Genomic DNA, 21478 nt, shown 5'->3' on the forward strand with positions numbered 1-21478 from the left:
AGTACGGCCGGCGAGGTTGTCACACCCTTGAAACACCAGGTTTTACGCGTATTCCGTCCTTCTGGCACGGAGCATGCATTGAAAGCGACGCCAAAACGCTTTTTCAAAGGAGAAAACCATGCAAAAACGCATCCTCGCATCCGCCCTCGCCGCCGCCCTGCTCGGCTCCGGTGCCGCGCTGGCCGAAGACAGCCCGTTCTCGGCCAACGTCAGCGTCGTGTCCGACTACGCCTTCCGCGGCATCAGCCAGACCGACCAGCGTCCGGCGCTGCAGGGCGGCTTCGACTATGCTCACGACAGCGGCTTCTACGTCGGTTTCTGGGCTTCCAACGTGTCCTGGCTGAGCGACCTGGAGAAGGGGCTGGACGTGAATTCCAGCAGCAGCCTGGAAACCAACCTGTACGCCGGCTACGCCACCGAGCTCGGCCCCATCGGCGTCGACGTCGGCCTGCTGCAGTATTACTACCCGGGCGATTTCGACTCCGAATGGAAGGCCGCCACCGGCTCGAAGAGCCCGAACACGCTGGAAGCCTACGTCGGCCTGTCCTGGGAATTCCTCTCCTTCACCTATTCGCACACCCTGTCCTCCCACCAGTTCGGCGTCGAGGATGCCAAGAACAGCGGCTACTACGACCTGGGCGTCGCCTACGAAATCCTCGACGGCCTGACCCTGGACGCCCACTACGGCTACTCCGACACCCGCAACGCCGACAACTACGAGGACTGGAAGCTCGGCGCCACCTATTCCTACGGCGGCTTCGACTTCGGCCTGCACTACGTGGATACCGACATCAAGGACAACCGCCTCGCCGACGATCGTTTCATCCTGTCGGTCAGCCGCTCCTTCTAAGTTCCGCCCGCAGCCGGGGCGCGCAAGCGTCCCGGCCGGACGACCGGAGACAGCCATGAAATTCATCACCGCGATCATCAAGCCGTTCAAGCTGGACGAGGTGCGCGAAGCGCTCTCGGCCATCGGCGTGCAGGGCATCACCGTCACCGAGGTCAAGGGGTTCGGGCGCCAGAAGGGCCACACCGAGCTGTACCGCGGCGCCGAGTACGTCGTCGACTTCCTGCCCAAGGTCAAGATCGAGGCGGCCATCCGCGCCGACATCCTCGACCAGGCCATCGAAGCCATCGAGAAGGCCGCGTCCACCGGCAAGATCGGTGACGGCAAGATCTTCGTCTTCGATCTGGAGCAGGCCATCCGCATCCGCACCGGCGAGACCGGCGCCGACGCGCTGTAAGGGAGCCATACAACATGAAGAAACTGTTTGCCATCCTGCTGGCGGCTCTCACCGTCGGCTTTGCGGGCGGCGTTTTCGCCCAGGACGCGGCGGCTGCGGCCGCCGAGGCCGTTGCCGAGGTGGCCGCGGCCGCCGCGGAAGTCGTTGAAGAGGCGCCGGCCATCGATTCCGGCGACACCGCGTGGATGCTCACTTCCACCATGCTCGTCATCCTCATGACCATTCCCGGCCTGGCGCTGTTCTACGGCGGGCTGGCCCGCAGCAAGAACATGCTGTCGGTGCTCATGCAGGTGTTCGTGATCTTCTCGCTGATCACCGTGCTGTGGGCCATCTACGGCTTCAGCCTGGCCTTCGGCGGCGAGGGTACGTTCTTCGGCGGCTTCGACAAGGTGTTCCTCAAGGGCATCGGCCCGGACGATCCTTCGGCCGCGCTGTCGACCATCCCCGAGTTCGTCTTCGTGGCCTTCCAGTCCACTTTCGCGGCCATCACCACCGCGCTGATCGTCGGCGCCTTCGCCGAGCGCATCAAGTTCTCGGCCGTGCTGCTGTTCGGGGTGCTGTGGTTCACCTTCAGCTACATCCCGATGGCGCACATGGTGTGGGGCGGCGGCCTGCTGGCCGAGGACGGCGCGCTCGACTTCGCTGGCGGTACCGTGGTGCACATCAACGCCGGGGTGGCCGGTCTGGTGGGCGCCTATCTGGTGGGCAAGCGCATCGGTTTCGGCCGTGAGGCCCTGACCCCGCATTCGCTGACCCTGACCATGGTCGGCGCTTCCCTGCTGTGGGTGGGCTGGTTCGGCTTCAACGCCGGTTCGGCCGGGGCGGCCAACGGCATCGCGGGCCTGGCCTTCATCAACACCATCCTCGCCACCGGCGCGGCGGTGCTGGCCTGGAGCCTGGGCGAGGCGCTGTTCAAGGGCAAGCCTTCGATGCTGGGTGCGGCGTCCGGTGCGGTAGCCGGCCTGGTGGCGGTGACGCCCGCGGCGGGTTTCATCGGCCCGATGGGCTCCATCGTGCTGGGGCTGATCGCCGGTTTCGTGTGCCTGTGGGGCGTGAGCGGCTTGAAGCGCCTGCTCGGCGCGGACGATGCCTTCGATGTGTTCGGCGTCCATGGCGTGGGCGGCATCGTCGGGGCGATCCTCACCGGCGTGCTCGCGGCCCCCGGCCTGGGCGGTACCGGCGCCGAGGACTTCGCCATCGCCGCCCAGGTGTGGGTCCAGGTCAAGAGCGTGCTCGTCACCATCGTCTGGTGCGGCATCGTCTCGCTCATCGCCTACAAGATCGTCGATGTGCTGATCGGCCTGCGCGTCTCCGAGGAGGAAGAGCGCGAGGGCCTCGACATCACCTCTCACGGCGAAACCGCCTACCACTACTGAGCGGGCCACTCCTCCCCGTGAAGTGGAACGGGCGCCTCCTTGCGGGGGCGCCCGTTTTTTTTGCCTCTGCCGGCAAGCCGGCGTGGAAACCCTCAGCGGAACACGATGGTCTTGTTGCCGTGGAGCAGCACCCGGTCTTCCAAGTGGTAGCGCAGGCCGCGGGCAAGCACGGTCTTCTCGATGTCCTTGCCGTAGCGGACCATGTCCTCCACCGCGTCGGAGTGGTCGATGCGGATCACGTCCTGCTCGATGATGGGGCCCTGGTCCAGCTCCGCGGTGACGTAGTGGCAGGTGGCGCCGATCAGCTTCACGCCCTTGGTCCAGGCCTGGTGGTAGGGCTTGGCGCCGACGAAGCTGGGCAGGAAGCTGTGGTGGATGTTGATGATGCGGCCCGGGTGGGCGGCGCACAGTTCGGGCGAGAGGATCTGCATGTAGCGCGCCAGCACCATGGTGTCGCCGCGCACCTCCTCGAAGATGCGTCCCACCTCGGCGTAGGCCGCGGCCTTGTTGTCCAGGGTCACCGGTACGTGGTGGAAGGCGATGCCGTGCCACTCGACGAAGCCGCGGAAGTCGTCGTGGTTGGAGATCACGCAGGGGATCTCGATGTCCAGCTCCCTGGACTGCCAGCGCGCGAGCAGGTCGTACAGGCAGTGCTCCTGGCGGCTCACCAGTACCACGACGCGCTTCTTGACCGCGGAATCGGTGATCTTCCACTCCATTTCCAGCTCTTCCGCGATGGGGCGGAAGCGCTCGCGGAATTCGGCCAGGTGGAAGGGCAGCGAATCGGCGCGGATTTCGATGCGCATGAAGTAGCGCCCGATCTCTTCGCCCTCCCGCGGCGGTTCGGCGTGCAGCGCGGTTTCCAGGATCCAGCCCCGGTGCTCGGCGATGAAGCCGGACACCTTGGCGACGATGCCGACCCGGTCCGGGCAGGAGGCCGACAGGGTGTAGTAGCGGGTGCGGTGCATGGCGTGGGCGTTCAGGCGACGCGTGCGAAAGCTTTGTCGATTTCCGTGCGCAGCGCGCCGTAGTCGCGCACCACGGGGAACTGGGGGAACTCCCGCACGACGTTTTCCGGCGGGTGGAACAGGATGCCGCCGTGGGCTTCGCCCAGCATGGCGGTGTCGTTGTAGGAGTCGCCGGCGGCCACCACCTTGAAGTTGAGTTCCTTGAAGCGGCGCACCGCCTCGCGCTTCTGGTCGGCCATGCGCAGGTGGTAGTTCACCAGCACACCCGCGTCGTCGGCCTCCAGGCTGTGGCAGAACAGGGTGGGCCAGCCAAGCTGGCGCATCAGCGGGTGGGCGAATTCGTAGAAGGTGTCGGACAGGATCACCACCTGGTAGCGCTCCCGCAGGCCATCGAGGAAGTCCCGCGCGCCGGCCATGGGTCCCATGCTCGCGATCACTTCCTGGATGTCCGGCAGGCCCAGTTTCTTCGCCGCCAGGATGTCCAGGCGGTACTTCATCAGCGTGTCGTAGTTGGGCTCGTCGCGGGTGGTGCGGCGCAGTTCCGGGATGCCGGTGCGCTCGGCGAATTCGATCCAGATTTCCGGGACGAGCACGCCTTCGAGGTCGAGACAGACGATCTGCACGGTGGGGCCTTTCGGTGGGATGGCGGAATGGTTGGATAGCCGGCGATTCTAGCATTGCCGGCGGGCATCCCTGTGGGCATGCGGCATACGCACGGACTGCGCTTCGGGTAGGAGCGGGCTTGCCCGCGATGTGGCGTCGTTGGCACCCGGAACCGCCGCATCGCGGGCAAGCCCGCTCCTACGGTTCTTCCCATGGGTCGTGTCGTGCCAGGGCACGACCTACGCATCGCCGTCCACGGCCAGCGCCTCCAGCGATTCCGCCAGCTCCAGCCAGCGCAGTTCGGCCTCGTCGATCAGGGCGGCGAGTTCCGCCTGGCGGCGGGTCAGGGCCTGCAGTTGCGCCGGGTCCGGGTTGGCGTAGAAGGCGGGGTCGGCCAGTTGGGTGTCGAGCTGCTGCTTTTCGCCTTGCCAGCCGGCAAGTTTCTTCTCCAGCTGTTCGCTCTCCTTCACCAGCGGGCGACGGGCGGCGAGCCGCGCCTGGCGCTCGGCGGCGGCTTGCGCCCGGTCCGCCTTGCGCGCGGCCTTGTCGGCGGCGCGGTCCGGGCATTGGGCGGCGGCGGCCGCTTCGGCGCGGCGGGCGGCGAGCCAGTCGCGGTAGTCGTCCAGGTCGCCGTCGAAGATCTGCACGCGGCCGCCGTCCACGAGCAGGAAACGGTCGCAGGTGGCGCGCAGCAGCGCGCGGTCGTGGGAAACCAGCACCATGCCGCCCTCGTAGTCCTGCAGCGCGAGCGTGAGGGCGTGGCGCATCTCCAGGTCCAGGTGGTTGGTGGGCTCGTCCAGCAGCAGCAGGTTGGGGCGTTGCCAGATCAGCAGCGCCAGCGCCAGGCGCGACTTTTCGCCGCCGGAGAAGCTGCCGCAGGGCGCGGTGGCCGGCGTGGCGGTGCCTCCCGCGCCGTCGCCGCGGAAGTCGAAGCCGCCCAGGTAGTCCCGCAGTTCCTGCTCGCGCGCGGCCGGGTCCAGGCGGACCATGTGCTGCAGGGGCGATTCGTCCGGGCGCAGGGTTTCGAGCTGGTGCTGGGCGAAGTAGCCGGTGGCGAGGCCCTTGCCGTCGGTGCGGCGGCCGGCGGAAAGGGCGAGTCCGCCGGCCAGCAGTTTGATCAGCGTGGACTTGCCCGCGCCATTGCGGCCCAGCAGGCCCACACGCTCACCCGGGCGCAGGGTCAGGGCGAGGCCGGTCAATATGGTCTTGCCGTCGTAGCCCACGGCGCCGTCCTCGATGGCGAGCAGGGGATCGGGGGCGGGCGGCGCATCGCGGAAGGAGAAGGTGAAGGGCGTATCCACGTGGGCCGCGGCGATGCGCTCCATGCGTTCCAGGGCCTTGATGCGGCTCTGGGCCTGGCGGGCCTTGGTGGCCTTGGCGCGGAAGCGGCGGATGTAATCCTCCATGTGGGCGATTTCCCGCTGCTGCTTCTCGAACATCGCCTGCTGCTGGATCAGGCGTTCACCGCGCTGGCGCTCGAAATCGGAGTAGCCGCCGCTGTAGAGCGTGAGGCGGCGGTTCTCCACGTGGGCGACGTGGCTCACGCAGGCATCGAGGAATTCCCGGTCGTGGGAGATCAATAACAGCGTGCCGCGGTAGTCCCGCAGCCACTGCTCCAGCCAGATCACCGCGTCCAGGTCCAGGTGGTTGGTGGGCTCGTCCAGCAGCAGCAGGTCGGAGCGGCACATGAGTGCCTGGGCGAGGTTGAGCCGCATGCGCCAGCCGCCGGAGAAGTCCGCCACCGGACGCTCCAGATCGGCGGGCAGGAAGCCCAGGCCATCCAGCAGGGCGGCGGCGCGGGCGCGGGCGGCATAGCCGCCGATCTCGTGCAGGCGGGCGTGCAGCTCACCGATGTGGGCGCCGTCGGCCGGATCGTGGTGGGCCTCCAGGCGGGCGAGTTCGTCCTCGATGCGGCGCAGCTCGGCGTCGCCGTCCAGCGTGTAGTCGAGGGCGGAGCGCGCGAGCGCCGGTGTCTCCTGCGCCACGTGGGCGATCACCCAGGCGGCGGGCATCTCCAGGTCGCCGCGCTCCTGGTGCAGTTCGCCGCGCAGCAGGGCGAACAGACTGGACTTGCCGCTGCCGTTGGCGCCGGTGAGCCCCACCCGCCAGCCGGGGTGGATCTGCAGCGTCGCATCTTCGACCAAGGGCTTGGCGCCGCGCGCCAGGGACAAATTTCGAAACTGGATCACGTCATCGCTTCGGGGTGCAAAGGCGGTATTCTACGCGTCCGTCCCGTACGCCCCGACCTTGCCGATGCAAGCCTCCGCCCCGCTCCGCTCCGCCGCCCTGCTCGCCTGCCTGCTGGCAGCCTGCCCGCCGGCCCTGGCCGAAACCGATGCCGAACGTGCCGAACGCCTGAACACCGAGGCCAAGGCGATCCGCGACGCGGCCGACGCCCGCTTCGCCGCGGAGGAGCCGGCGTGCTACGAGCGCTTCCTGGTGAACCGCTGCATCCGCCAGGCCAAGGACGCGCGCCTGGAGGAAGTGCGCCGCGCCCGCGTACTGGAGGCCGAGGCCCGCCGCCTGGATCTGGCCGAACGCAAACGCCGCGCGGAAGAACTCGGCACCGCGCCCGGCAGCGCACCCATCGAGCCGTCGGCACCGTCCACCGACGTCACGGTGCAGCCCGATCCGGCCGCCGAGGCACTGCGCCGCGATCGTGCGGACGTGGCGACCCAGCGGGAAGCCGAAGCCGCCGCCGAGCGCGCCACCAAGGACGCCCAGCGGGACGAACGCCGCGCCAAGGCGGAAGCCGCCGCGGCCGAGCGCGCCGAACAGGCCGAACGGGACCGGGAGCGCTACGAGGAACGCATCCGCAAGCGCCAGGCGGAACTGGAGCAGCAAAAGCAGTAGGTCAGGCGCTCACGCCGCCCCCAGCTTGCGGACCGACTCGCCGGCGTGGGTCGCGGCCCAGGCGAGCGCGTCCTCCAGGCGGTCGTTGCCCCAGAACAGCTCCTCGCCGGTACGGAAGTTCGGCGCGCCGAACAGGCCCCGTTCCACCGCCAGTTCGGTCTGGGCGCGCAACGCGAGCTTGTTCTCCGGGGTCTGCGCCCGCTCCAGCACGGCGTCCGCCGGCAAACCCAGGGCCGCCAGCAGTTCGCCGATGACCACCGCATCGCCGATGTCCCGGTCTTCGGCGAAATTGGCCCGCATCACCGCCCGCGAGAAGGGCGCCACCCAGCCTTCCGCCACCCCGACCAGCGCCACCCGCGCGGCCAGCAGGCCGTTGCGCGGGAACTGGCTGGGCAGGCGGAAGGGCAGATCGTACTTGTCCGCCAGGCGGGCGAGGTCGCGCCACATGTAGCGGCCCTTGGGCGGATAGATGTTGAAGGGCGAATCGTTCCAGCCCAGGGCCAGGAACACCGGCCCCAGCAGGAAGGGCCGCCACGTCACCTCCACGCCAGCGGCGCGCGCCATGTCCTCGATGCGCATAACGGAAAGATAAGAATAGGTGCTGGCGAACTCGTACCAGAACTCAAGCCGGGGACGGGGAGCAGCGGCGGTCATGGGCGGGCCTTCTTCCAAATCGACACATCCACTATAGCGGACGCACGCAGCCGCCATCCTCCGCCTCGCGCAGACGCGGCAGGCGCCGGGCCAGTTCCCGCGTCACCCCGCTGCCGTGGCGCGGGTCCAGCCAGGCAGTCACGCGCGCCAGCCAGCCGCGGCGCGGCCGCGCCGGCGCCGGGCGCTGGATCAGCTCGGCGCCCCGATGGGCGGTCATCACCACCGCCGTGGGCAGGTCCAGCACGAAGGACCGGCCGGGCTGGAGCACGATGTCGCGGGTATCACCGTACTGGGTGATCCACACGCAGCCGCTGCGGCACAGGAGTTCGGTGCCGGCCGCGCCGGTGAGCAGGTACACGGCGCGCGGGGCGAGCTGGCGGACGAGGGTCGGGGAAGGGGTATCCATGGCTATCTCCTGCAAGGGCCGCGACCGGCGGCCTTGCATGCAGTATCGTCATCCACTAGGCTGCCAACAAACGGTAGTTTTGCATTCCATTCATGCGAAAAACTCATGCGTAGCAGCCTGCTCGACCTGCCTCCGCTGGACCCCTTGCGCGGCTTCGTGGCCGCGGCGCGCCACCTGTCCTTCACCCGCGCCGCCGACGAGCTGTGCCTGACCCAGTCGGCGGTGAGCCGCCAGGTGCAGACGCTGGAGGCGGCGCTGGGCGAGCCCCTCTTTGTGCGCGGCGTGCGCAGCCTGCAGCTCAGCGCGGAGGGCGAGCGGCTGGCCGCGGCGGCGGAAGGTTGGCTGGCCGAGTACGGGCGACTGGCCGAGGCCATGCGCCGGCCCGGCGCACGCCCGGTCACGGTGACCGCCGCCATCGGCATCGCCGCCCTGTGGCTGGTGCCGCGCCTGCGCGACTTCCAGCGCCGCCACCCGGAGGCCGAGGTACGTATCGACGCCAGCAACCGGATGAAGGATCTGGCGCGGGAGGACATCGACCTGGCGCTGCGCTACTGCGCCGACCGGGATGCTCCTCCGGAGGCTATCAAGCTGTTCGGCGAGACCGTGCTGCCGGTGGGCCATCCCTCCATCGCCGCCGGACTGGAGCTGAACGCGGAGACGCTGCCCCGGCTCACCCTGCTGGAATACGACGAACCGGGCTTTCCATGGCTGGGCTGGGAACACTGGCTGGCCGCCATCGGCCTGGACGGTGTGCGCCCGCGGGCGCGCATCGCCTTCTCCCACTACGACCAGTTGATCCACGCGGCGAGCGCCGGGCAGGGGCTGGCGATCGGGCGCGCGGTGCTGGTGGACCCGCTGATCGAGGACGGCCGTCTTATGCCGGTGGGCACGCGGCAGATGGCGGTGCCGGGACGCGGCTTCTGGCTGGTGCCGGCGCCCGGCCCGCAGCGCCCTGAGGTGGAGCGCTTCGCCACCTGGGTAGTAAGCAGCGCCCGAACCGGCAAAGCGACCGAGGGCATGTAGGAGCGGGCTTGCCCGCGATGCGGCGTCATTGGCACCGGAACCCTCGCATCGCGGGCAAGCCCGCTCCTACACCCGATTCCGGGGTGTCGGCCGGTTGGCGATCCAGATCCCCAGCCCGACCAGGCCCAGGGCGGCGAACACCGCGGGTGTCAACGGTTCGCCGAGCAGCACGCCGCCGGCCAGCACCCCCATGACGGGGGTCAGGAAGGAAAACGAGGCCAGCCGGGTGGCCGGGTACTGGCGCACCAGCCAGAACCAGCCCACATAGCTGGCCGAAGCCACCGCGACGATCTGGAACACGAGGCTGGCCCATACCGCGGGCGTGGGCGCGAACATGCCCGGTTCGCCCAGCGCGAGGGAGAGCGGCGGCAGCACGACGGCCGACACCGCAAGCTGGTAGAGCAGGGTCTTTTCCGCACTCACCCGCACCAGCGCGGTGGCTTTCACCGTGAGCGTGGTGGCGGCCCAGAAGATGGCGGCGATGAAGATCAGCAGGTCGCCCTTCCAGGCCTCGCCGGCCGGGCCGATCAGGTTCTCGCCGAACAGCACCAGCACGCCGCCGAAGGCCAGCGCCATACCGGCCCATTGCGCGCGGCGCATGGGCTCGTGGGGCAGCAGCCAGACCGCGCCGAGGGCGAGGAAGAAGGGCGCGGTGTACAGGAAGATCACCCCCCGCGAGGCGCTGGTGTATTGCAGGCCGATGAACAGCAGCGCGAATTCCGCGGCGAACAGCAAGCCGGCCAGCACGCCGGCGGCGAGGGTGCCGTCAGTCTTGAACAGACGCACGCGGCGCGCCAGCGCCCAGGCGAACACCAGCGCGGTGGCGCCGATGGAGCGCAAACCCGCCTGCCACACTGGCGATATGCCGGCATTGGCGACCTTGACCGCCACCTGCTGCACGCCCCAGATGGTGCAGAACAGCACCATCAGGCCGATGGCGAAGCGGTCGAGGTGGGTCTTGGTGGGGGGCATGGCGGAAGGCCTTGTTATTGACTTGATGGTTCAAGACATGAGGCAGGCATGATGGGTGCGTTCCTCCCCCTTCAAGGGGGAGGCCAGGAGGGGGATGGGTTTTTCATGCGTTCTGGAAACCCATCCCCACCCCAACCCTCCCCTTGAAGGGGAGGGAGCATTCGTGCATCGTCCCGGCCGGCGGATGGCGGCCGGGACGCCGATGCTACACCGGGCGGCGGCGCCCGCAGGGATGCAGGCGCGCGGCGGAAATCGCGCCGCCTGTACCCATCGCCCCGAGAGCCCCTAAGCCGCCTGGCCCGCGGGCGCCCGGCAGGCCAGGCCGTCGAACTGGCCGGCGAGCCCGCCGACTTCCGCCAGCAGATGCTTACGCTGGCGCGGCGTGGCGCTGTTGGCGATGTCGGCCAGCAGGGCGAGGGTCTGTTCCCGGTTGTAGGCCGCCTGCGCGCGGTATTCGGCCGTCCAGCCTTCCTGCGGCGTGCGCAGCAGGGCTTCCACCTCCCGCGCCAGGGCGGCCCGGTCGGCGCGCTGTTCCAGCGCGGCGAGCAGGGCCTGCTGCCAGGCCACGCGCCGGGCCAGCCAGGCCTCGCCGTCCAGCATCAGGGCGTTGTTCCATTCGCCGATGCGCGCCCGCTGGGCGGCGTTCAGGCGGCCGAACCAGCGCTGCAGGCGCTTTTCCATGCGCGCGATGCGGCGCTCGCGCAGGTCCGCGGGGCGGCCTTCCAGGAATTCCTCGCGGGCCTCGGCGTTGCGGCGCTCGAAGGCGGCCCCGAGTTCGGCCACCTGGGCGTCGGACAATTCGGCCAGCAGCCCGGCCGCATCCGGCGCCACGGCCTGCATCAGGCGGTCCCACAGGGCCTCGCCCCGCAGCAGGAATTCCTCCAGCCGCGCCGCCGTGACCGGCCCGTCGCGCAGCGCCGCCTGGGCATCGCGCAGCAAGACCACGTAGGCGGGCAACTGGTCGCGGCAGTGCCAGTCGAGCAAGGCACCCAGGCGGCGGTCCAGCTCGCTGCGCTGCACCGGCTCCAGCGTCACGTAGTCGCGGGCATACCAGGGCAACAGCCAGTCGAGCTGGGTATACACGAACCGCATGCCGCAGCCGGCCAGCAGCACGGCGGCGAGGCAGGGTACGAGCAATCGGGCGGAAAGGCGCATGCGCTTGAGAGCGCGGCGCGGACAGCAAAGTTCGGCGGCGGGTCAGTCGACGACGGCGTCCGCCTCGACACCCTGCGCCCACTGCAGGCGGGCGCGGAGCGCCCGGGTGACTTCCACGCGGCCGTCGGCCGCCACCCGCAGGGCGTGGTCGATGCCGAAGCGGCGGGTGTATTCGCGCCAGTCGTCGCCGGCGATGAAGGCCGGCTTGCTGGGGCCGTCGGACAGGGTGCCGGCGTTGGCACGCGGCGTGATCAGGATGGTCAGCGCCTGGGTGCCGCGGGCCGGTCGGCCGGTGCGGGGGTCGAGCAGGTGGGAGTAGCGCTCGCCGTCCAGTTCAAAATAGCGCTGGTAGTCGCCCGAGGTGCCGACCGCCTCGCCGTCGTACAGGGGCAGGGTGGCCAGCGGGCGCGGTTCGCGCGGGTGCTGGATGCCGATGCGCCAGGGCTGGCCGCCCTTGTCGCCCAGGGCCATGACGTTGCCGCCGATGTTCACCAGCGCGTTGGCGATACCCATCTCCCGCAGGATGGCCGCGGCCCGGTCCAGGGCATAGCCCTTGACGTAGCCGCCCAGGTCGATCTGCACCGCGGGGTTGCGGCTGGACACGGTGCGCCCGTCTATCGTCAGGTCCGCCATGCGCGGATGGGCGTCGATGACGGCCTTGAGCTGGACCGGGTCCGGCACCACCGGCACGAACTCGTCGGTATGAAAGCCCCACAGGGCGATGAGCTTGCCGAGCGCCGGATCGAACAGCTCGTCGCCGAGGGCGGCCATGCGCTGGGCGTCGCGCAGCAGGGCGGCGAGCTCTTCGGACACTTCGAGGGATTCGCCATGCGCCAGCGCCTCGTTCAGCCGGGTCAGCTCGGAGGGCTCCCAGGCGTGGTAGGCCGCATGCAGGCGGTCAAACTCCCGCAGCACGGCGCTCATGGCGCGGTCCGCCTCGGCCGGGTCGTCGCCATACACGGAGACGTCCACCCGCGTGCCGAACACGTAGGCTTCCTGGCGATGTACCTCGTTGCGCGCGCAGGCGGCCAGGGCGAACACGCCCACGAGCAGCAGCGCCGCCCGCAGGCGGCGCCACACCGGACCAGCCCTCATGCGCAGGCCCTCATCGGCAAGCCTGTTCCAGCTTGTCCACGAACAGCGCCGGCACCGAAAAACCGCTCTGGGTGGTGATCTCGACGAAGCAGGTGGGGCTGGTGACGTTGATCTCGGTGAGGTGGCCGCCGATCACGTCCAGGCCCACCACCAGCAGGCCGCGCTCCCACAGCACCGGGGCCAGGGTCTCGGCGATCTCCCGTTCCCGCTCCGTGAGGGGCATGGCCACGCCGCGCCCGCCCGCGGCCAGGTTGCCGCGCGTCTCGCCGGCCTTGGGGATGCGCGCCAGCGCGTAGGGCACGACCTCGCCGCCGATGATGAGCACGCGCTTGTCGCCCTCGCTGATGGCCGGCAGGTAGCGTTGGGCCATGATGGTGCGCGCGCCCTCGTGGGTGAGGGTTTCCAGGATCACGTTGCGGTTGGGGTCGTCCGCGCGCACGCGGAAGATCTGGCTGCCGCCCATGCCGTCCAGGGGCTTCAACACCACGTCGCCCAGCTCGTCGATGAAGGCGTGCACCTCGTCCGGGTCGCGCGCCACCAGCGTGGTGGCGGTGAACTGGGCGAACTCGGTGATGGCGAGCTTCTCGGAGTGGTCGCGGATCGCCCGCGGGTCGTTGAACACCCGCGCGCCGGCCGCCACGGCGCGCTCCAGCAGCCAGGTGGCGGCGACGTATTCGAAGTCGAAGGGCGGGTCCTGGCGCATGACCACAGCGTCGAAATCGGCCAGCGCCACGGTGGCGGCCTCGCCGGGGCCGTACCAGGGATGGTCGCCGGGCAGCGGATGCACGCGCAGGGCACGGGCGTAGACGCCGTCCGTCGCGCTCCAGGCCAGCGCCTCCCGCTGGATGGTCCAGGTCTCGTGGCCGCGGGCGACGGCCTCGCGCATCATGGCGATGCTGGAATCCTTGTAGGCCTTGAGTCCGTCGAGGGGGTCGAGGATGAAGGCCAGGCGCAGGGGGGTGCTCATGACCTCACCCCAGCGCCGCCAGTTCGGCCACGTCCGCAGCGGGCTCGGTCTCCTCGATCTCCACCGAGGCGGCCAGCAGGGCCAGCCGGGCCACCACGCCGTAGGCGTAGAAGCGGTTGGGCGGCGCATCCGGGCCCTGGGCCACGTCCGGCAGCGTGCAGCAGGTCTCGAAGGCGAGCGGCTTGAAATGCATGCCCGGCGCGTTCAGGTTCTCGTCGCGCCCGCGCTCGGTGTGCACGCGGTAGAAGCCGCCCACCACGTAGTGATCCATCATGTACACCACCGGCTCGGCCACCGCGCCGTCCACGGTCTCGAAGGTGTGTACGCCTTCCTGGATGATGACCTCGTGCACTTCCAGCCCTTCCTTGACCACCGCCATCTTGTTGCGCTGGCGGCGGTTCAGGCCCACCACCTCGGAGGCGTCCTTGACCGTCATCACCCCCATGCCGTAGGTGCCGGCATCGGCCTTGACGACGACGAAGGGTTCGTCGGTGACCTCGTATTCCCGGTACTTCTCGCGGATGCGGCCGAGCAGCGCATCCACCTGGGCGGCCAGGCATTCCTCCCCGGTGCGCTCCTGGAAGTTGATCTGCCCGCACACGCCGAATTCCGGGTTGATGCGCCAGGGGTCGATGCCGATGGCCGCGGCGAACTCCCGCGCCACCCGGTCGTAGCATTCGGCGTGCTTCGACTTGCGGCGTGAATGCCAGCCGGCATGCACGGGCGGGATCACCCACTGGTCTTCCAGACCCTGCAACACCGCCGGCACGCCGCCGGAGAGGTCGTTGTTGAGCAGCACCGCGCAGGGGTCGAAGCCGGCCACGCCCAGGCGCCCGCCCTCGCGCACCAGGGGTTCGAGGGTCAGCGTGGAGCCGTTGGCCAGTTCCAGCGTGGTGGGTTCGACGATGTCCGGCAGCAGGCTGCCGATGCGCACCTTGAGCCCGGTCAGGCGCAGGATGGACACCAGCTTGGCCACGTTCTGCAGGTAGAACTGGTTGCGGGTGTGGTTCTCCGGGATCAGCAGCAGCCGGCTCGCGTCCGGACAGAGGCGCTCGATGGCCGACTGGGCGGCCTGCACGCACAGGGGCAGGAAGGCGTCGTTGAGGTTGTTGAAGCCGCCGGGGAAGAGGTTCAGATCCACCGGCGCCAGCTTGAAGCCGCTGTTGCGCAGGTCGGTGGAGCCGTAGAAGGGCGGCAGGTGGTCCTGCCACTGCACGCGCATCCACTGCTCGATCTCGGTGGCCTTGTCGAGGAAGGTCTTTTCCAGCTCCAGCAGGGGGCCGGTCAGCGCGGTGGTGAGATGGGGAACCATGAGGGAGCTCTCAGGTAAAACGCCGCAGGCGGGGGCGCTGCGGCGAAAAGTTTCGGGGCAATGTTACACCAAGGGCGGGGGGCGCTTTCACGCCGTGCTTGAGCCGCGGCCGTGGCGGGCGCTAACCTGCGGGACCGACTGCTTCCGGCCCCCATCATGGCGCGCATCCACATCGACCTGCCCGAGACCTTTCCGTTCTCCACCGACATCCAGCTCTACCTCAGCCACATGAACTACGGCGGGCATCTGGACAACGCGCTGCTGCTCACCGTGGTGTCGGAAGCCCGCGTGCGCTGGCTCAAGTCCATGGGCTACGGCGAACTGGACGTGGAAGGGCTGGGCATCATCGTCGCGGACGCGGCGCTGCAGTACAAGTCCGAGGCCTTCCACGGGGAGACCATGCGGGTGGAAATGGGCCCCGCGGACTTCGGCAAGTACGGCTGCGACCTGCTGTGGCGCATGGCCGAGCGGGACAGCGGGCGCGAGGTGGCCCGCGGCAAGACCGGCATCGTGTTCTTCGACTACCAGGCGCGCAAGGTGGCGGCGGTGCCGGAGGCCTTCCGGCGCCGCTTTGCCGATACGTGAGGGCCGAGCGCGGTAGAATCGCGCCCCTTCCGCCGCCGTCCGCCCCCATGACCCGCCCCGAACTGCTCGCCCCCGCCGGCTCCCTGGCAATGATGCGCACCGCCTTCGCCTACGGCGCGGACGCGGTGTACGCCGGCCAGCCGCGCTATTCGCTGCGGGTGCGCAACAACGACTTCGGCCGCATCGACACCCTGGCCGCCGGCATCGCGGAGGCCCGCGCCGCCGGCAAGGCCTTTTATCTCGTCAGCAACATCTACCCCCACAACGCCAAGCTGCGCACCTATCTCGCCGACATGGAGGAGGTGGTCGCCCTGGGGCCGGACGCGCTGATCATGGCCGACCCCGGCCTGATCATGCTGGTGCGGGAGCGCTGGCCGGCGCTGCCCATCCACCTGTCGGTGCAGGCCAACACCACGAACTACGCGGCGGTGCGCTTCTGGCAGGCGGCGGGCGTCAAACGCATCATCCTGTCCCGCGAACTTTCCCTGGACGAAGTGGTGGAGATCCGCGACGCCTGTCCGGACATGGAGCTGGAAGTCTTCGTGCACGGCGCCCTGTGCATCGCCTACTCCGGGCGCTGTCTGCTGTCCGGCTACTTCAACCACCGCGACCCCAACCAGGGCAGTTGCACCAATTCCTGCCGCTGGGACTACAGGCTGCACGGCGCGGAGGAGAACGGCGCCGGCGACCTGCTCGCCTCCGGTGGCCCGGCCCTGGGCAACCCGAAGCACCTGGGCACCGTGGGCACTGCGGTGCAAGGTCCGCCCGCGCTGGGCGGCGGGCCGCGCCACATCGGCGGCAGCAAGGTGTGGCTGCTGGAGGAAGGCAGCCGGCCGGGCGAGCTGATGCCGGTGGAAGAGGACGAGCACGGCACCTACATCCTCAACTCCCGCGATCTGCGCGCCATCGAGCACGTGCAGCGGCTGGTGGAGATCGGCGTGGATTCGCTGAAGATCGAAGGCCGCACCAAGAGCCCCTACTACGTGGCGCGCACCTGCCAGAGCTACCGCCGCGCCATCGACGACGCGCTGGCAGGACGCCCCTTCGACCCCCATCTGCTGGGCGAACTGGAAGGGCTCGCCAACCGGGGCTACACGGACGGCTTCTACGAGCGCCACCACACCCCGGAGCACCAGAACTACCTGCGCGGCCATTCGGAATCCGGGCGCAGCCTGTACGTGGGCGACCTGGCCGGCTTCGACGCCGCGCGCGGCCTGGCCGAGGTGGCGGTGAAGAACGCCTTCGGCCGCGGCGACCGGCTGGAGTTCGTGCAGCCGGCCGGCAACGTCACGCTCACCGTCGACCGCCTGGAAGACGCCGACGGCCAGACCATCGACCGCGTGCCGGGCAGCGGCCACCGGGCCTGGCTGCCCCTGCCGGCCGGGGTCGACCCGGCCGCGCCCTGCTTCATCGCCCGCTTTCTCTGATTCGACGATCCCGATGTCCCTGCCCGATTTCGACCCCGCCCGCTACGACGCCCTGCTCGCCGACAAGCTCGCCCGCTTCAAGGCCGACTTCGCCCCCCTCGGCCTGCCCGAACCGCAAGTGTTCACCTCGGCGCCGCTGCACTACCGCCTGCGCGCGGAGTTCCGCCTGTGGCACCACGCCGGGCGCGTGGACTACGCCATGTTCGATGCGGCGAACCCCAAGCAGCCCATCCTGCTGGAGGACTTCCCCGCCGCGGCGGAGCCCATCGCCCGCGCCATGCCGCGCCTGCGGGATGCCCTCATCGCCAGCGACGAGCTGAAGCGGCGCATCTTCCAGGTGGAATTCCTCGCCACCCTCTCCGGCGAGCTGATGGTGAGCCTGGTCTACCACCGCAAGCTGGACGCCGGCTGGGAGATCGCGGCGCACGCACTGGCCGCCGATCTGGGCGCGCAGATCATCGGCCGCAGCCGCGGGCAGAAGATCGTGCTCGACCGGGACTGGCTGCTGGAGGCGTTCGACGTGGACGGCCTCCCCCTGCGCTACCAGCAGATCGAGGGCAGCTTCACCCAGCCCAACGGCGGCGTGAACCGCAAGATGCTCGCCTGGGCGCGCGCCCGGGCCGCGGGCGCGGGGGGCGACCTGCTGGAGCTCTACTGCGGCAACGGCAACTTCACCTTCGCCCTGGCGCCGCTGTTCGACCGGGTGCTGGCCACGGAACTGTCCAAGTCCTCCGTGCGCGCCGCCCAGTACAACATGGACGCCAACGGCGCCCGCAACATCACCCTGGTGCGCATGTCCAGCGAGGAGCTGGCCGACGCCATGGCCGGCGGGCGCGAGTACCGCCGCATGCAGGGCGTGGACCTGGCCGGCTACCGCTTCTCCACGCTCTTCGTGGACCCGCCCCGCGCCGGCCTGGACCCGGCCACGCTGGCACTGGCCCAGCGTTTCGATCGCATCCTCTACATCTCCTGCAACCCGCACACGCTGCGGGCCAACGCGGCCGCGCTGGCCGCCACCCACCGCATCGCCGCCGCCGCGGTGTTCGACCAGTTCCCCTACACCCCCCATCTTGAATGTGGCTTGTTGCTGGAACGCCACTAGAATGGAACATCCACTGCCGGCCCCACGCCCATGCCTGCCGCCGCCCCACCCCATTCCACCGCCATCGAAGCCCACTGGCTGAGCCTGTTCGACGGCGTGTCCGCCGCCACGCGCACGGCCCTGCGCGACGTGGTGCTGGCCCACCGGGAGGCGATGGCGACGGCGTTCTACGCACACATGCTGGCCGACCCGGACGCGCAGCCCTTCCTGACCCACGAAGCGGTGGAACAGCGCCTGCACCATTCCCTGCAGCGCTGGCTGGAAACCCTGTTCTCCTGTACCGACCGGGAGCAGTTCGGCGCCGCCATGGCCATGCAGCGCCACGTGGGCGACGTGCATGCGCGGGTGGACCTGCCGGTCAACATCGTCGCCCGCGGCGCGCGGGTGCTGAAGGGCCAAATCGCCCACCGCCTGCTGGACGCCGGGCTGGACGGCGAGACCCTGGTGGACGCGGTGCTGTACGCGGACAACCTGATCGACCTCGCCTTCGAGGAGATGAGCTCGGCCTACGTCGCCTCCCACGAGCGCGCCGCCCGCATCGACGAGGCCTACCGGGTGTTCTCCTACGGCCAGAACATGTCCCTGGAGCGGGAACGCCAGCGCGCCGCCCTGCTCGACTGGGAGAACCGCTTCCTGCACGAGATGATGGCGGGCGCGCCCGGCGACGAACTGCAGACCCTGGCCGACTCCTCCTTCGGCCTGTGGCTGCAGCACAAGGCCAGCGCCATCTTCGAGGGCTCCACGGAACTGCCCACCATCCACGCCGTCATCCGCACCGTGGACGGCAGCCTGATCCCGCTCTGCCAGACTCAGCTCGACGCCCCGGAACGGGAGGAAATCCGCCGCCTGACCAAGGCGGTGCAGACGGAACTGGGCCAGCTCAAGTTCCTGGCGGATGCCATGTTCGAGCGTTTCGTCGATCTGGAGTCCGGCAAGGACGCGCTCACCCAGTTGCTCAACCGGCGCTTCCTGCCCGCCATCCTGAGCCGGGAGGCGGACATCAGCCGCAGCCAGGGCAAACCCTTTGCGCTATTGCTGGTCGACGTGGATCATTTCAAGCACATCAACGACCGCCACGGCCACGACGCCGGCGACCGGGTGCTGCAGCAGATCGCCAGCCTGCTGCTCAACACGGTGCGCTCGGGCGATTTCGTGTTCCGCTACGGCGGGGAGGAGTTCCTCGTGTTACTGGTGGAGGTGGACGAATTGCATGCACTTCGCGTGGCGGAGAAGATCCGCAACCGCGTGGCCCAGGAGAGCTTCCTGCTCTCCGACGGCCACACCCTGCGGGTCACCGCCAGCATCGGGCTGGCCCTGCACGACGGGCACCCGGACTACCAGCGCCTGGTGAACCGCGCCGACGACGCCCTCTACCGCGCCAAGCACGACGGCCGCAACCGCTGCGTGGTGGCCCATGGCTGAACGCTCGCCCTCCGCCTCCACCCTCGCCCCCACCGTCGTCGCCACGGACCTGCGCGACCCGGCCCACGCCGCCGCGCTGGTGGCCCTGCTGGACCACTACGCCCGCGACCCCATGGGCGGCGGCACGGGCCTGTCCGACGCGGTCAAGGCCGCGCTGCCGGACCGCCTGGCCCGCTGGCCGGGCTACGTCTCCTTTCTCGCCTGGGCGGACGGCAGCCCGGTCGGCCTGATCAACTGCTTCGAAGGCTTTTCCACCTTCGCCGCCCGGCCACTGCTCAACGTGCACGACATCGTCGTGCATGCCGCCCGGCGCGGCCGCGGCGTGGGCCAGGCCCTGCTCGCCGCCGCCGAGGACGCGGCCCGCGCGCGCGGCTGCTGCAAGCTCACGCTGGAAGTGCTGTCCAACAACCACAAGGCCCTGGCCGCCTACGAGCGCGCCGGCTTCGCCCCCTACGTGCTGGACCCGGTGGCAGGGCAGGCGCTGTTCCTGCAGAAGTGGCTGTAGGGCCTACAAGTAACCCAGCCTCGCCGGCAGCCACAGGGCGATCTGCGGAAACACCACCATCAGCGCCAGGCCGGCGCCCATGGCCAGCACCATCCAGATCACCCAGCGGAAGGTGGCCTCCATGCCGATGCCGGCGATGCGGGAGGTGATCATCAGCGAGATCGCCATGGGCGGCGTGAACTGGCCGATGGCCAGGTTGATGGTCATCATCACGCCGAACCACACCAGGTCCCAGCCCATGGCCAGCGCGATGGGCACCAGCAGCGGCAGCAGGATGAGGTAGATGGACACCGCGTCCAGGAACATGCCCGCCACCAGCAGCAGCAGGTTGATCGCCAGCAGCATCAGCCATTCGCTCGCCTCCAGCCCCACCAGGGCCTTGGCCGCCGTGTCGAAAATGCCCAGGGTGTTGCCCGCCCAGGCGAACACCGAGGCGATGCCGATGATCATCAGGATCACCGCCGACAGTTCGCCCGCATCCACGAGGACGCGGAACAGTCCGCGCAGCGTGATGCTGCGATACACCACCATGCCCACGAAGATGCCGTAGGCCACCGCCACCACGGCCGCCTCGGTGGGCGTGAACAGGCCCGTGCGCAGCCCGCCGAGGATGATCACCGGCGCCAGCAGGCCCCAGATGGCGTCGATGAAGCTCCTGCCCAGGGGCGGGCGCTCGGCCTTGTAGTCGCGCCCGAAGCCGTAGCGGCGGCTGATGAGGATGGCCGGCGCCAGCAGGCACAGGGCGGCGATCATGCCCGGGAACAGCCCGGCGGCGAACAGGGCCGGCACCGTGGCCGCCGGCACCAGCACGCTGTAGACGATGAGGGCCACCGAGGGCGGGATGACGATGGCGGTCGACCCGGCCGCCGCGATCAGGGCGGCGGAAAAACCCTTGGGATAGCCCCGGGCGACCATGGACGGCAGCATCACCGCGGCCACCGCCGCCGCGTCCGCCGGCCCGGAGCCGGAAATGCCCCCCAGCAGCATGGACACCAGCACCGCCACCACGGCCAGCGAACCCGTCCATTCGCCGACGATGGCGGTGACGAAGCGCACCAGGCGCGCGGCCACGCCGGAACGCTCGAAGATCATGCCGGCGAGGATGAACATGGGGATCGCCAGCAGCGGGTACTTGGCGATGCCGGCATAGATGTTGGTCGGCACCGCGAGCTGGTCGAAGCCCGCGAGCGCCAGCACGGCGACGCTGGCCACGCCGAGCGCGGTGGCCAGCGGCATGCCCGCCACCAGCGCGAGCAGGAACAGGCCGATCAGCACCGTACCGTTCATGCCCGCCTCCGCAGCCGGGTGTGGGCCAGGCGCAGCACCAGCGCTACCGCCAGCACGGGCATCCACACCGTGTACCACCACTGCGGCACGCCCAGGGCCGGCGAGGTTTCCTCGAAGCGGTACTGGTCCCAGGTCAGCTTGCCGGCGTAGAAGGCGATGAAGGCGAACAGTGACGCGGTCACCGCGAAGGACAGCCATTCCAGGAAGACCCGGACGCGCTGCGGCAGCCTGCCGGTGAAGAAATCGACCCGGATGTGGCGGTCGAAGGCGAAGGCCACCGACGAACCGAGGAAGGACAGCACGATCATCAGGGCGATGGAAAACTCCTCGGTCGCGGCGAAGGACCGGGAGGTCAGGTAGCGCACCAGCACGTTGCCGAAGGTGATCAGCACAATCAGGCCCATGGCGATGCCGGCCAGGATCTGTTCGATGGTGTAGGGCCGGGAGCCGGCAGCGCCCTCGGCGGGCGGGACGTCGTCATTCATGGGCGATCGGGGGCGCGCTCACGCGCGGTGAGTTGGA

22 protein-coding genes are annotated in these 21478 nt (G+C 69.6%); 10 read left to right on the top strand and 12 right to left on the bottom strand.

Annotated features, from left to right (window positions below):
* The first annotated feature begins 118 nt into the window (after nt 1–118).
* From E6O51_RS07430 to amt, 3 genes are read left to right on the top strand one after another with little or no spacing between them, the layout of a single operon-like run.
* Nucleotides 119–850 carry a TorF family putative porin gene (locus E6O51_RS07430; RefSeq protein WP_136384353.1) on the top strand — a complete coding sequence of 244 codons (732 nt, stop codon included), beginning with the start codon at nt 119–121 and terminating at the stop codon, nt 848–850.
* 55 nt (nt 851–905) lie between these two features.
* A complete protein-coding gene (glnK, locus tag E6O51_RS07435) occupies nt 906–1244 on the top strand; it encodes a P-II family nitrogen regulator (RefSeq protein WP_136384351.1) in 339 nt (112 codons plus the stop codon).
* Nucleotides 1245–1258: 14 nt separating this feature from the next.
* On the top strand, nt 1259–2620 hold the full coding sequence (amt, locus tag E6O51_RS07440; protein WP_136384352.1) for an ammonium transporter: 1362 nt from the start codon (nt 1259–1261) through the stop codon (nt 2618–2620).
* Nucleotides 2621–2712: 92 nt separating this feature from the next.
* Here the strand turns inward: amt and purU are convergent, their stop codons facing one another.
* From purU to E6O51_RS07455, 3 genes are all read right to left on the bottom strand, one after another.
* On the bottom strand, nt 2713–3588 hold the full coding sequence (purU, locus tag E6O51_RS07445; RefSeq protein WP_136384354.1) for a formyltetrahydrofolate deformylase: 876 nt from the start codon (nt 3586–3588) through the stop codon (nt 2713–2715).
* Between the two features lie 11 nt (nt 3589–3599).
* A complete protein-coding gene (gene thrH, locus E6O51_RS07450) occupies nt 3600–4211 on the bottom strand; it encodes a bifunctional phosphoserine phosphatase/homoserine phosphotransferase ThrH (RefSeq protein ID WP_136384355.1) in 612 nt (203 codons plus the stop codon).
* Nucleotides 4212–4430: 219 nt separating this feature from the next.
* Nucleotides 4431–6380, bottom strand: coding sequence for an ATP-binding cassette domain-containing protein (locus E6O51_RS07455; protein WP_136384356.1), 1950 nt, complete (start codon nt 6378–6380; stop codon nt 4431–4433).
* Between the two features lie 64 nt (nt 6381–6444).
* Between E6O51_RS07455 and E6O51_RS07460 the strand changes: the two genes are divergently transcribed.
* A complete protein-coding gene (locus E6O51_RS07460; RefSeq protein WP_136384357.1) occupies nt 6445–7044 on the top strand; it encodes a hypothetical protein in 600 nt (199 codons plus the stop codon).
* Nucleotides 7045–7053: 9 nt separating this feature from the next.
* On the opposite strand, the gene E6O51_RS07465 is transcribed toward E6O51_RS07460, so the two are convergent.
* Nucleotides 7054–7698: a 2-hydroxychromene-2-carboxylate isomerase gene (locus E6O51_RS07465; RefSeq protein WP_136384358.1), complete on the bottom strand. Its 645-nt coding sequence runs from the start codon at nt 7696–7698 to the stop codon at nt 7054–7056.
* Nucleotides 7699–7729: 31 nt separating this feature from the next.
* Nucleotides 7730–8104 (bottom strand): DUF2917 domain-containing protein, encoded by a 375-nt coding sequence (locus tag E6O51_RS07470; RefSeq protein WP_168735218.1) that lies wholly within the window; start codon nt 8102–8104, stop codon nt 7730–7732.
* Between the two features lie 105 nt (nt 8105–8209).
* Between E6O51_RS07470 and E6O51_RS07475 the strand changes: the two genes are divergently transcribed.
* Nucleotides 8210–9127 carry a LysR substrate-binding domain-containing protein gene (locus E6O51_RS07475; RefSeq protein WP_136384360.1) on the top strand — a complete coding sequence of 306 codons (918 nt, stop codon included), beginning with the start codon at nt 8210–8212 and terminating at the stop codon, nt 9125–9127.
* A 66-nt stretch (nt 9128–9193) separates the two neighbouring features.
* On the opposite strand, the gene E6O51_RS07480 is transcribed toward E6O51_RS07475, so the two are convergent.
* The 5 genes from E6O51_RS07480 to gshA all read right to left on the bottom strand — a co-directional run bounded on the left by E6O51_RS07480 (nt 9194) and on the right by gshA (nt 14628).
* Nucleotides 9194–10099, bottom strand: a complete 906-nt coding sequence (locus tag E6O51_RS07480; RefSeq protein WP_136384361.1) for a DMT family transporter — start codon at nt 10097–10099, stop codon at nt 9194–9196.
* A gap of 285 nt (nt 10100–10384) precedes the next feature.
* Nucleotides 10385–11254 (bottom strand): DUF6279 family lipoprotein, encoded by an 870-nt coding sequence (locus E6O51_RS07485; protein WP_136384362.1) that lies wholly within the window; start codon nt 11252–11254, stop codon nt 10385–10387.
* Nucleotides 11255–11296: 42 nt separating this feature from the next.
* Nucleotides 11297–12349 (bottom strand): FAD:protein FMN transferase, encoded by a 1053-nt coding sequence (locus E6O51_RS07490; RefSeq protein ID WP_136384363.1) that lies wholly within the window; start codon nt 12347–12349, stop codon nt 11297–11299.
* Between the two features lie 10 nt (nt 12350–12359).
* Entirely contained in the window at nt 12360–13316 is a 957-nt protein-coding gene (gshB, locus tag E6O51_RS07495) for a glutathione synthase (RefSeq protein ID WP_136384364.1), read from the bottom strand.
* 4 nt (nt 13317–13320) lie between these two features.
* Entirely contained in the window at nt 13321–14628 is a 1308-nt protein-coding gene (gene gshA / locus E6O51_RS07500) for a glutamate--cysteine ligase (protein ID WP_136384365.1), read from the bottom strand.
* Nucleotides 14629–14784: 156 nt separating this feature from the next.
* Between gshA and E6O51_RS07505 the strand changes: the two genes are divergently transcribed.
* From E6O51_RS07505 to E6O51_RS07525, 5 genes are read left to right on the top strand one after another with little or no spacing between them, the layout of a single operon-like run.
* The gene (locus E6O51_RS07505; protein ID WP_136384366.1) at nt 14785–15213 is read left to right on the top strand and encodes an acyl-CoA thioesterase; all 429 of its coding nucleotides are present in this window, start codon (nt 14785–14787) and stop codon (nt 15211–15213) included.
* Between the two features lie 47 nt (nt 15214–15260).
* Nucleotides 15261–16640, top strand: coding sequence for a prephenate-dependent tRNA uridine(34) hydroxylase TrhP (trhP, locus tag E6O51_RS07510; protein WP_136384367.1), 1380 nt, complete (start codon nt 15261–15263; stop codon nt 16638–16640).
* A 13-nt stretch (nt 16641–16653) separates the two neighbouring features.
* Nucleotides 16654–17742, top strand: a complete 1089-nt coding sequence (trmA, locus tag E6O51_RS07515) for a tRNA (uridine(54)-C5)-methyltransferase TrmA (RefSeq protein ID WP_136384368.1) — start codon at nt 16654–16656, stop codon at nt 17740–17742.
* Between the two features lie 30 nt (nt 17743–17772).
* A complete protein-coding gene (locus tag E6O51_RS07520) occupies nt 17773–19164 on the top strand; it encodes a diguanylate cyclase (RefSeq protein WP_136384369.1) in 1392 nt (463 codons plus the stop codon).
* Complete coding sequence (locus E6O51_RS07525) at nt 19157–19669, top strand: GNAT family N-acetyltransferase (protein ID WP_136384370.1); 513 nt, start codon at nt 19157–19159, stop codon at nt 19667–19669. Before E6O51_RS07520 ends, E6O51_RS07525 begins: the two co-directional genes overlap by 8 nt.
* 3 nt (nt 19670–19672) lie before the next feature.
* Here the strand turns inward: E6O51_RS07525 and E6O51_RS07530 are convergent, their stop codons facing one another.
* The gene (locus E6O51_RS07530) at nt 19673–20956 is read right to left on the bottom strand and encodes a TRAP transporter large permease (protein ID WP_136384371.1); all 1284 of its coding nucleotides are present in this window, start codon (nt 20954–20956) and stop codon (nt 19673–19675) included.
* Nucleotides 20953–21441: a TRAP transporter small permease gene (locus E6O51_RS07535; protein WP_136384372.1), complete on the bottom strand. Its 489-nt coding sequence runs from the start codon at nt 21439–21441 to the stop codon at nt 20953–20955. The genes E6O51_RS07530 and E6O51_RS07535 overlap by 4 nt, the downstream gene beginning before the upstream one ends.
* Between the last annotated feature and the right edge of the window lie 37 nt (nt 21442–21478).

This window comes from Pseudothauera rhizosphaerae (assembly GCF_004801305.1).
In the GTDB taxonomy this organism is placed as follows: Bacteria; Pseudomonadota; Gammaproteobacteria; order Burkholderiales; family Rhodocyclaceae; genus Pseudothauera; species Pseudothauera rhizosphaerae.

Coding starts and splice junctions, on each gene's coding strand:
- E6O51_RS07460 (WP_136384357.1), top strand. CDS start 6,445: ATGCAAGCCTCCGCCCCGCTCCGCTCCGCCGCCCTGCTCGCCTGCCTG.
- E6O51_RS07465 (WP_136384358.1), bottom strand. CDS start 7,698: ATGACCGCCGCTGCTCCCCGTCCCCGGCTTGAGTTCTGGTACGAGTTC.
- E6O51_RS07490 (WP_136384363.1), bottom strand. CDS start 12,349: ATGAGGGCTGGTCCGGTGTGGCGCCGCCTGCGGGCGGCGCTGCTGCTC.
- E6O51_RS07525 (WP_136384370.1), top strand. CDS start 19,157: ATGGCTGAACGCTCGCCCTCCGCCTCCACCCTCGCCCCCACCGTCGTC.
- E6O51_RS07480 (WP_136384361.1), bottom strand. CDS start 10,099: ATGCCCCCCACCAAGACCCACCTCGACCGCTTCGCCATCGGCCTGATG.
- glnK (WP_136384351.1), top strand. CDS start 906: ATGAAATTCATCACCGCGATCATCAAGCCGTTCAAGCTGGACGAGGTG.
- E6O51_RS07520 (WP_136384369.1), top strand. CDS start 17,773: ATGCCTGCCGCCGCCCCACCCCATTCCACCGCCATCGAAGCCCACTGG.
- E6O51_RS07470 (WP_168735218.1), bottom strand. CDS start 8,104: ATGGATACCCCTTCCCCGACCCTCGTCCGCCAGCTCGCCCCGCGCGCC.
- amt (WP_136384352.1), top strand. CDS start 1,259: ATGAAGAAACTGTTTGCCATCCTGCTGGCGGCTCTCACCGTCGGCTTT.
- gshA (WP_136384365.1), bottom strand. CDS start 14,628: ATGGTTCCCCATCTCACCACCGCGCTGACCGGCCCCCTGCTGGAGCTG.
- E6O51_RS07535 (WP_136384372.1), bottom strand. CDS start 21,441: ATGAATGACGACGTCCCGCCCGCCGAGGGCGCTGCCGGCTCCCGGCCC.
- trmA (WP_136384368.1), top strand. CDS start 16,654: ATGTCCCTGCCCGATTTCGACCCCGCCCGCTACGACGCCCTGCTCGCC.
- trhP (WP_136384367.1), top strand. CDS start 15,261: ATGACCCGCCCCGAACTGCTCGCCCCCGCCGGCTCCCTGGCAATGATG.
- E6O51_RS07505 (WP_136384366.1), top strand. CDS start 14,785: ATGGCGCGCATCCACATCGACCTGCCCGAGACCTTTCCGTTCTCCACC.
- purU (WP_136384354.1), bottom strand. CDS start 3,588: ATGCACCGCACCCGCTACTACACCCTGTCGGCCTCCTGCCCGGACCGG.
- E6O51_RS07430 (WP_136384353.1), top strand. CDS start 119: ATGCAAAAACGCATCCTCGCATCCGCCCTCGCCGCCGCCCTGCTCGGC.
- E6O51_RS07530 (WP_136384371.1), bottom strand. CDS start 20,956: ATGAACGGTACGGTGCTGATCGGCCTGTTCCTGCTCGCGCTGGTGGCG.
- gshB (WP_136384364.1), bottom strand. CDS start 13,316: ATGAGCACCCCCCTGCGCCTGGCCTTCATCCTCGACCCCCTCGACGGA.
- E6O51_RS07475 (WP_136384360.1), top strand. CDS start 8,210: ATGCGTAGCAGCCTGCTCGACCTGCCTCCGCTGGACCCCTTGCGCGGC.
- E6O51_RS07485 (WP_136384362.1), bottom strand. CDS start 11,254: ATGCGCCTTTCCGCCCGATTGCTCGTACCCTGCCTCGCCGCCGTGCTG.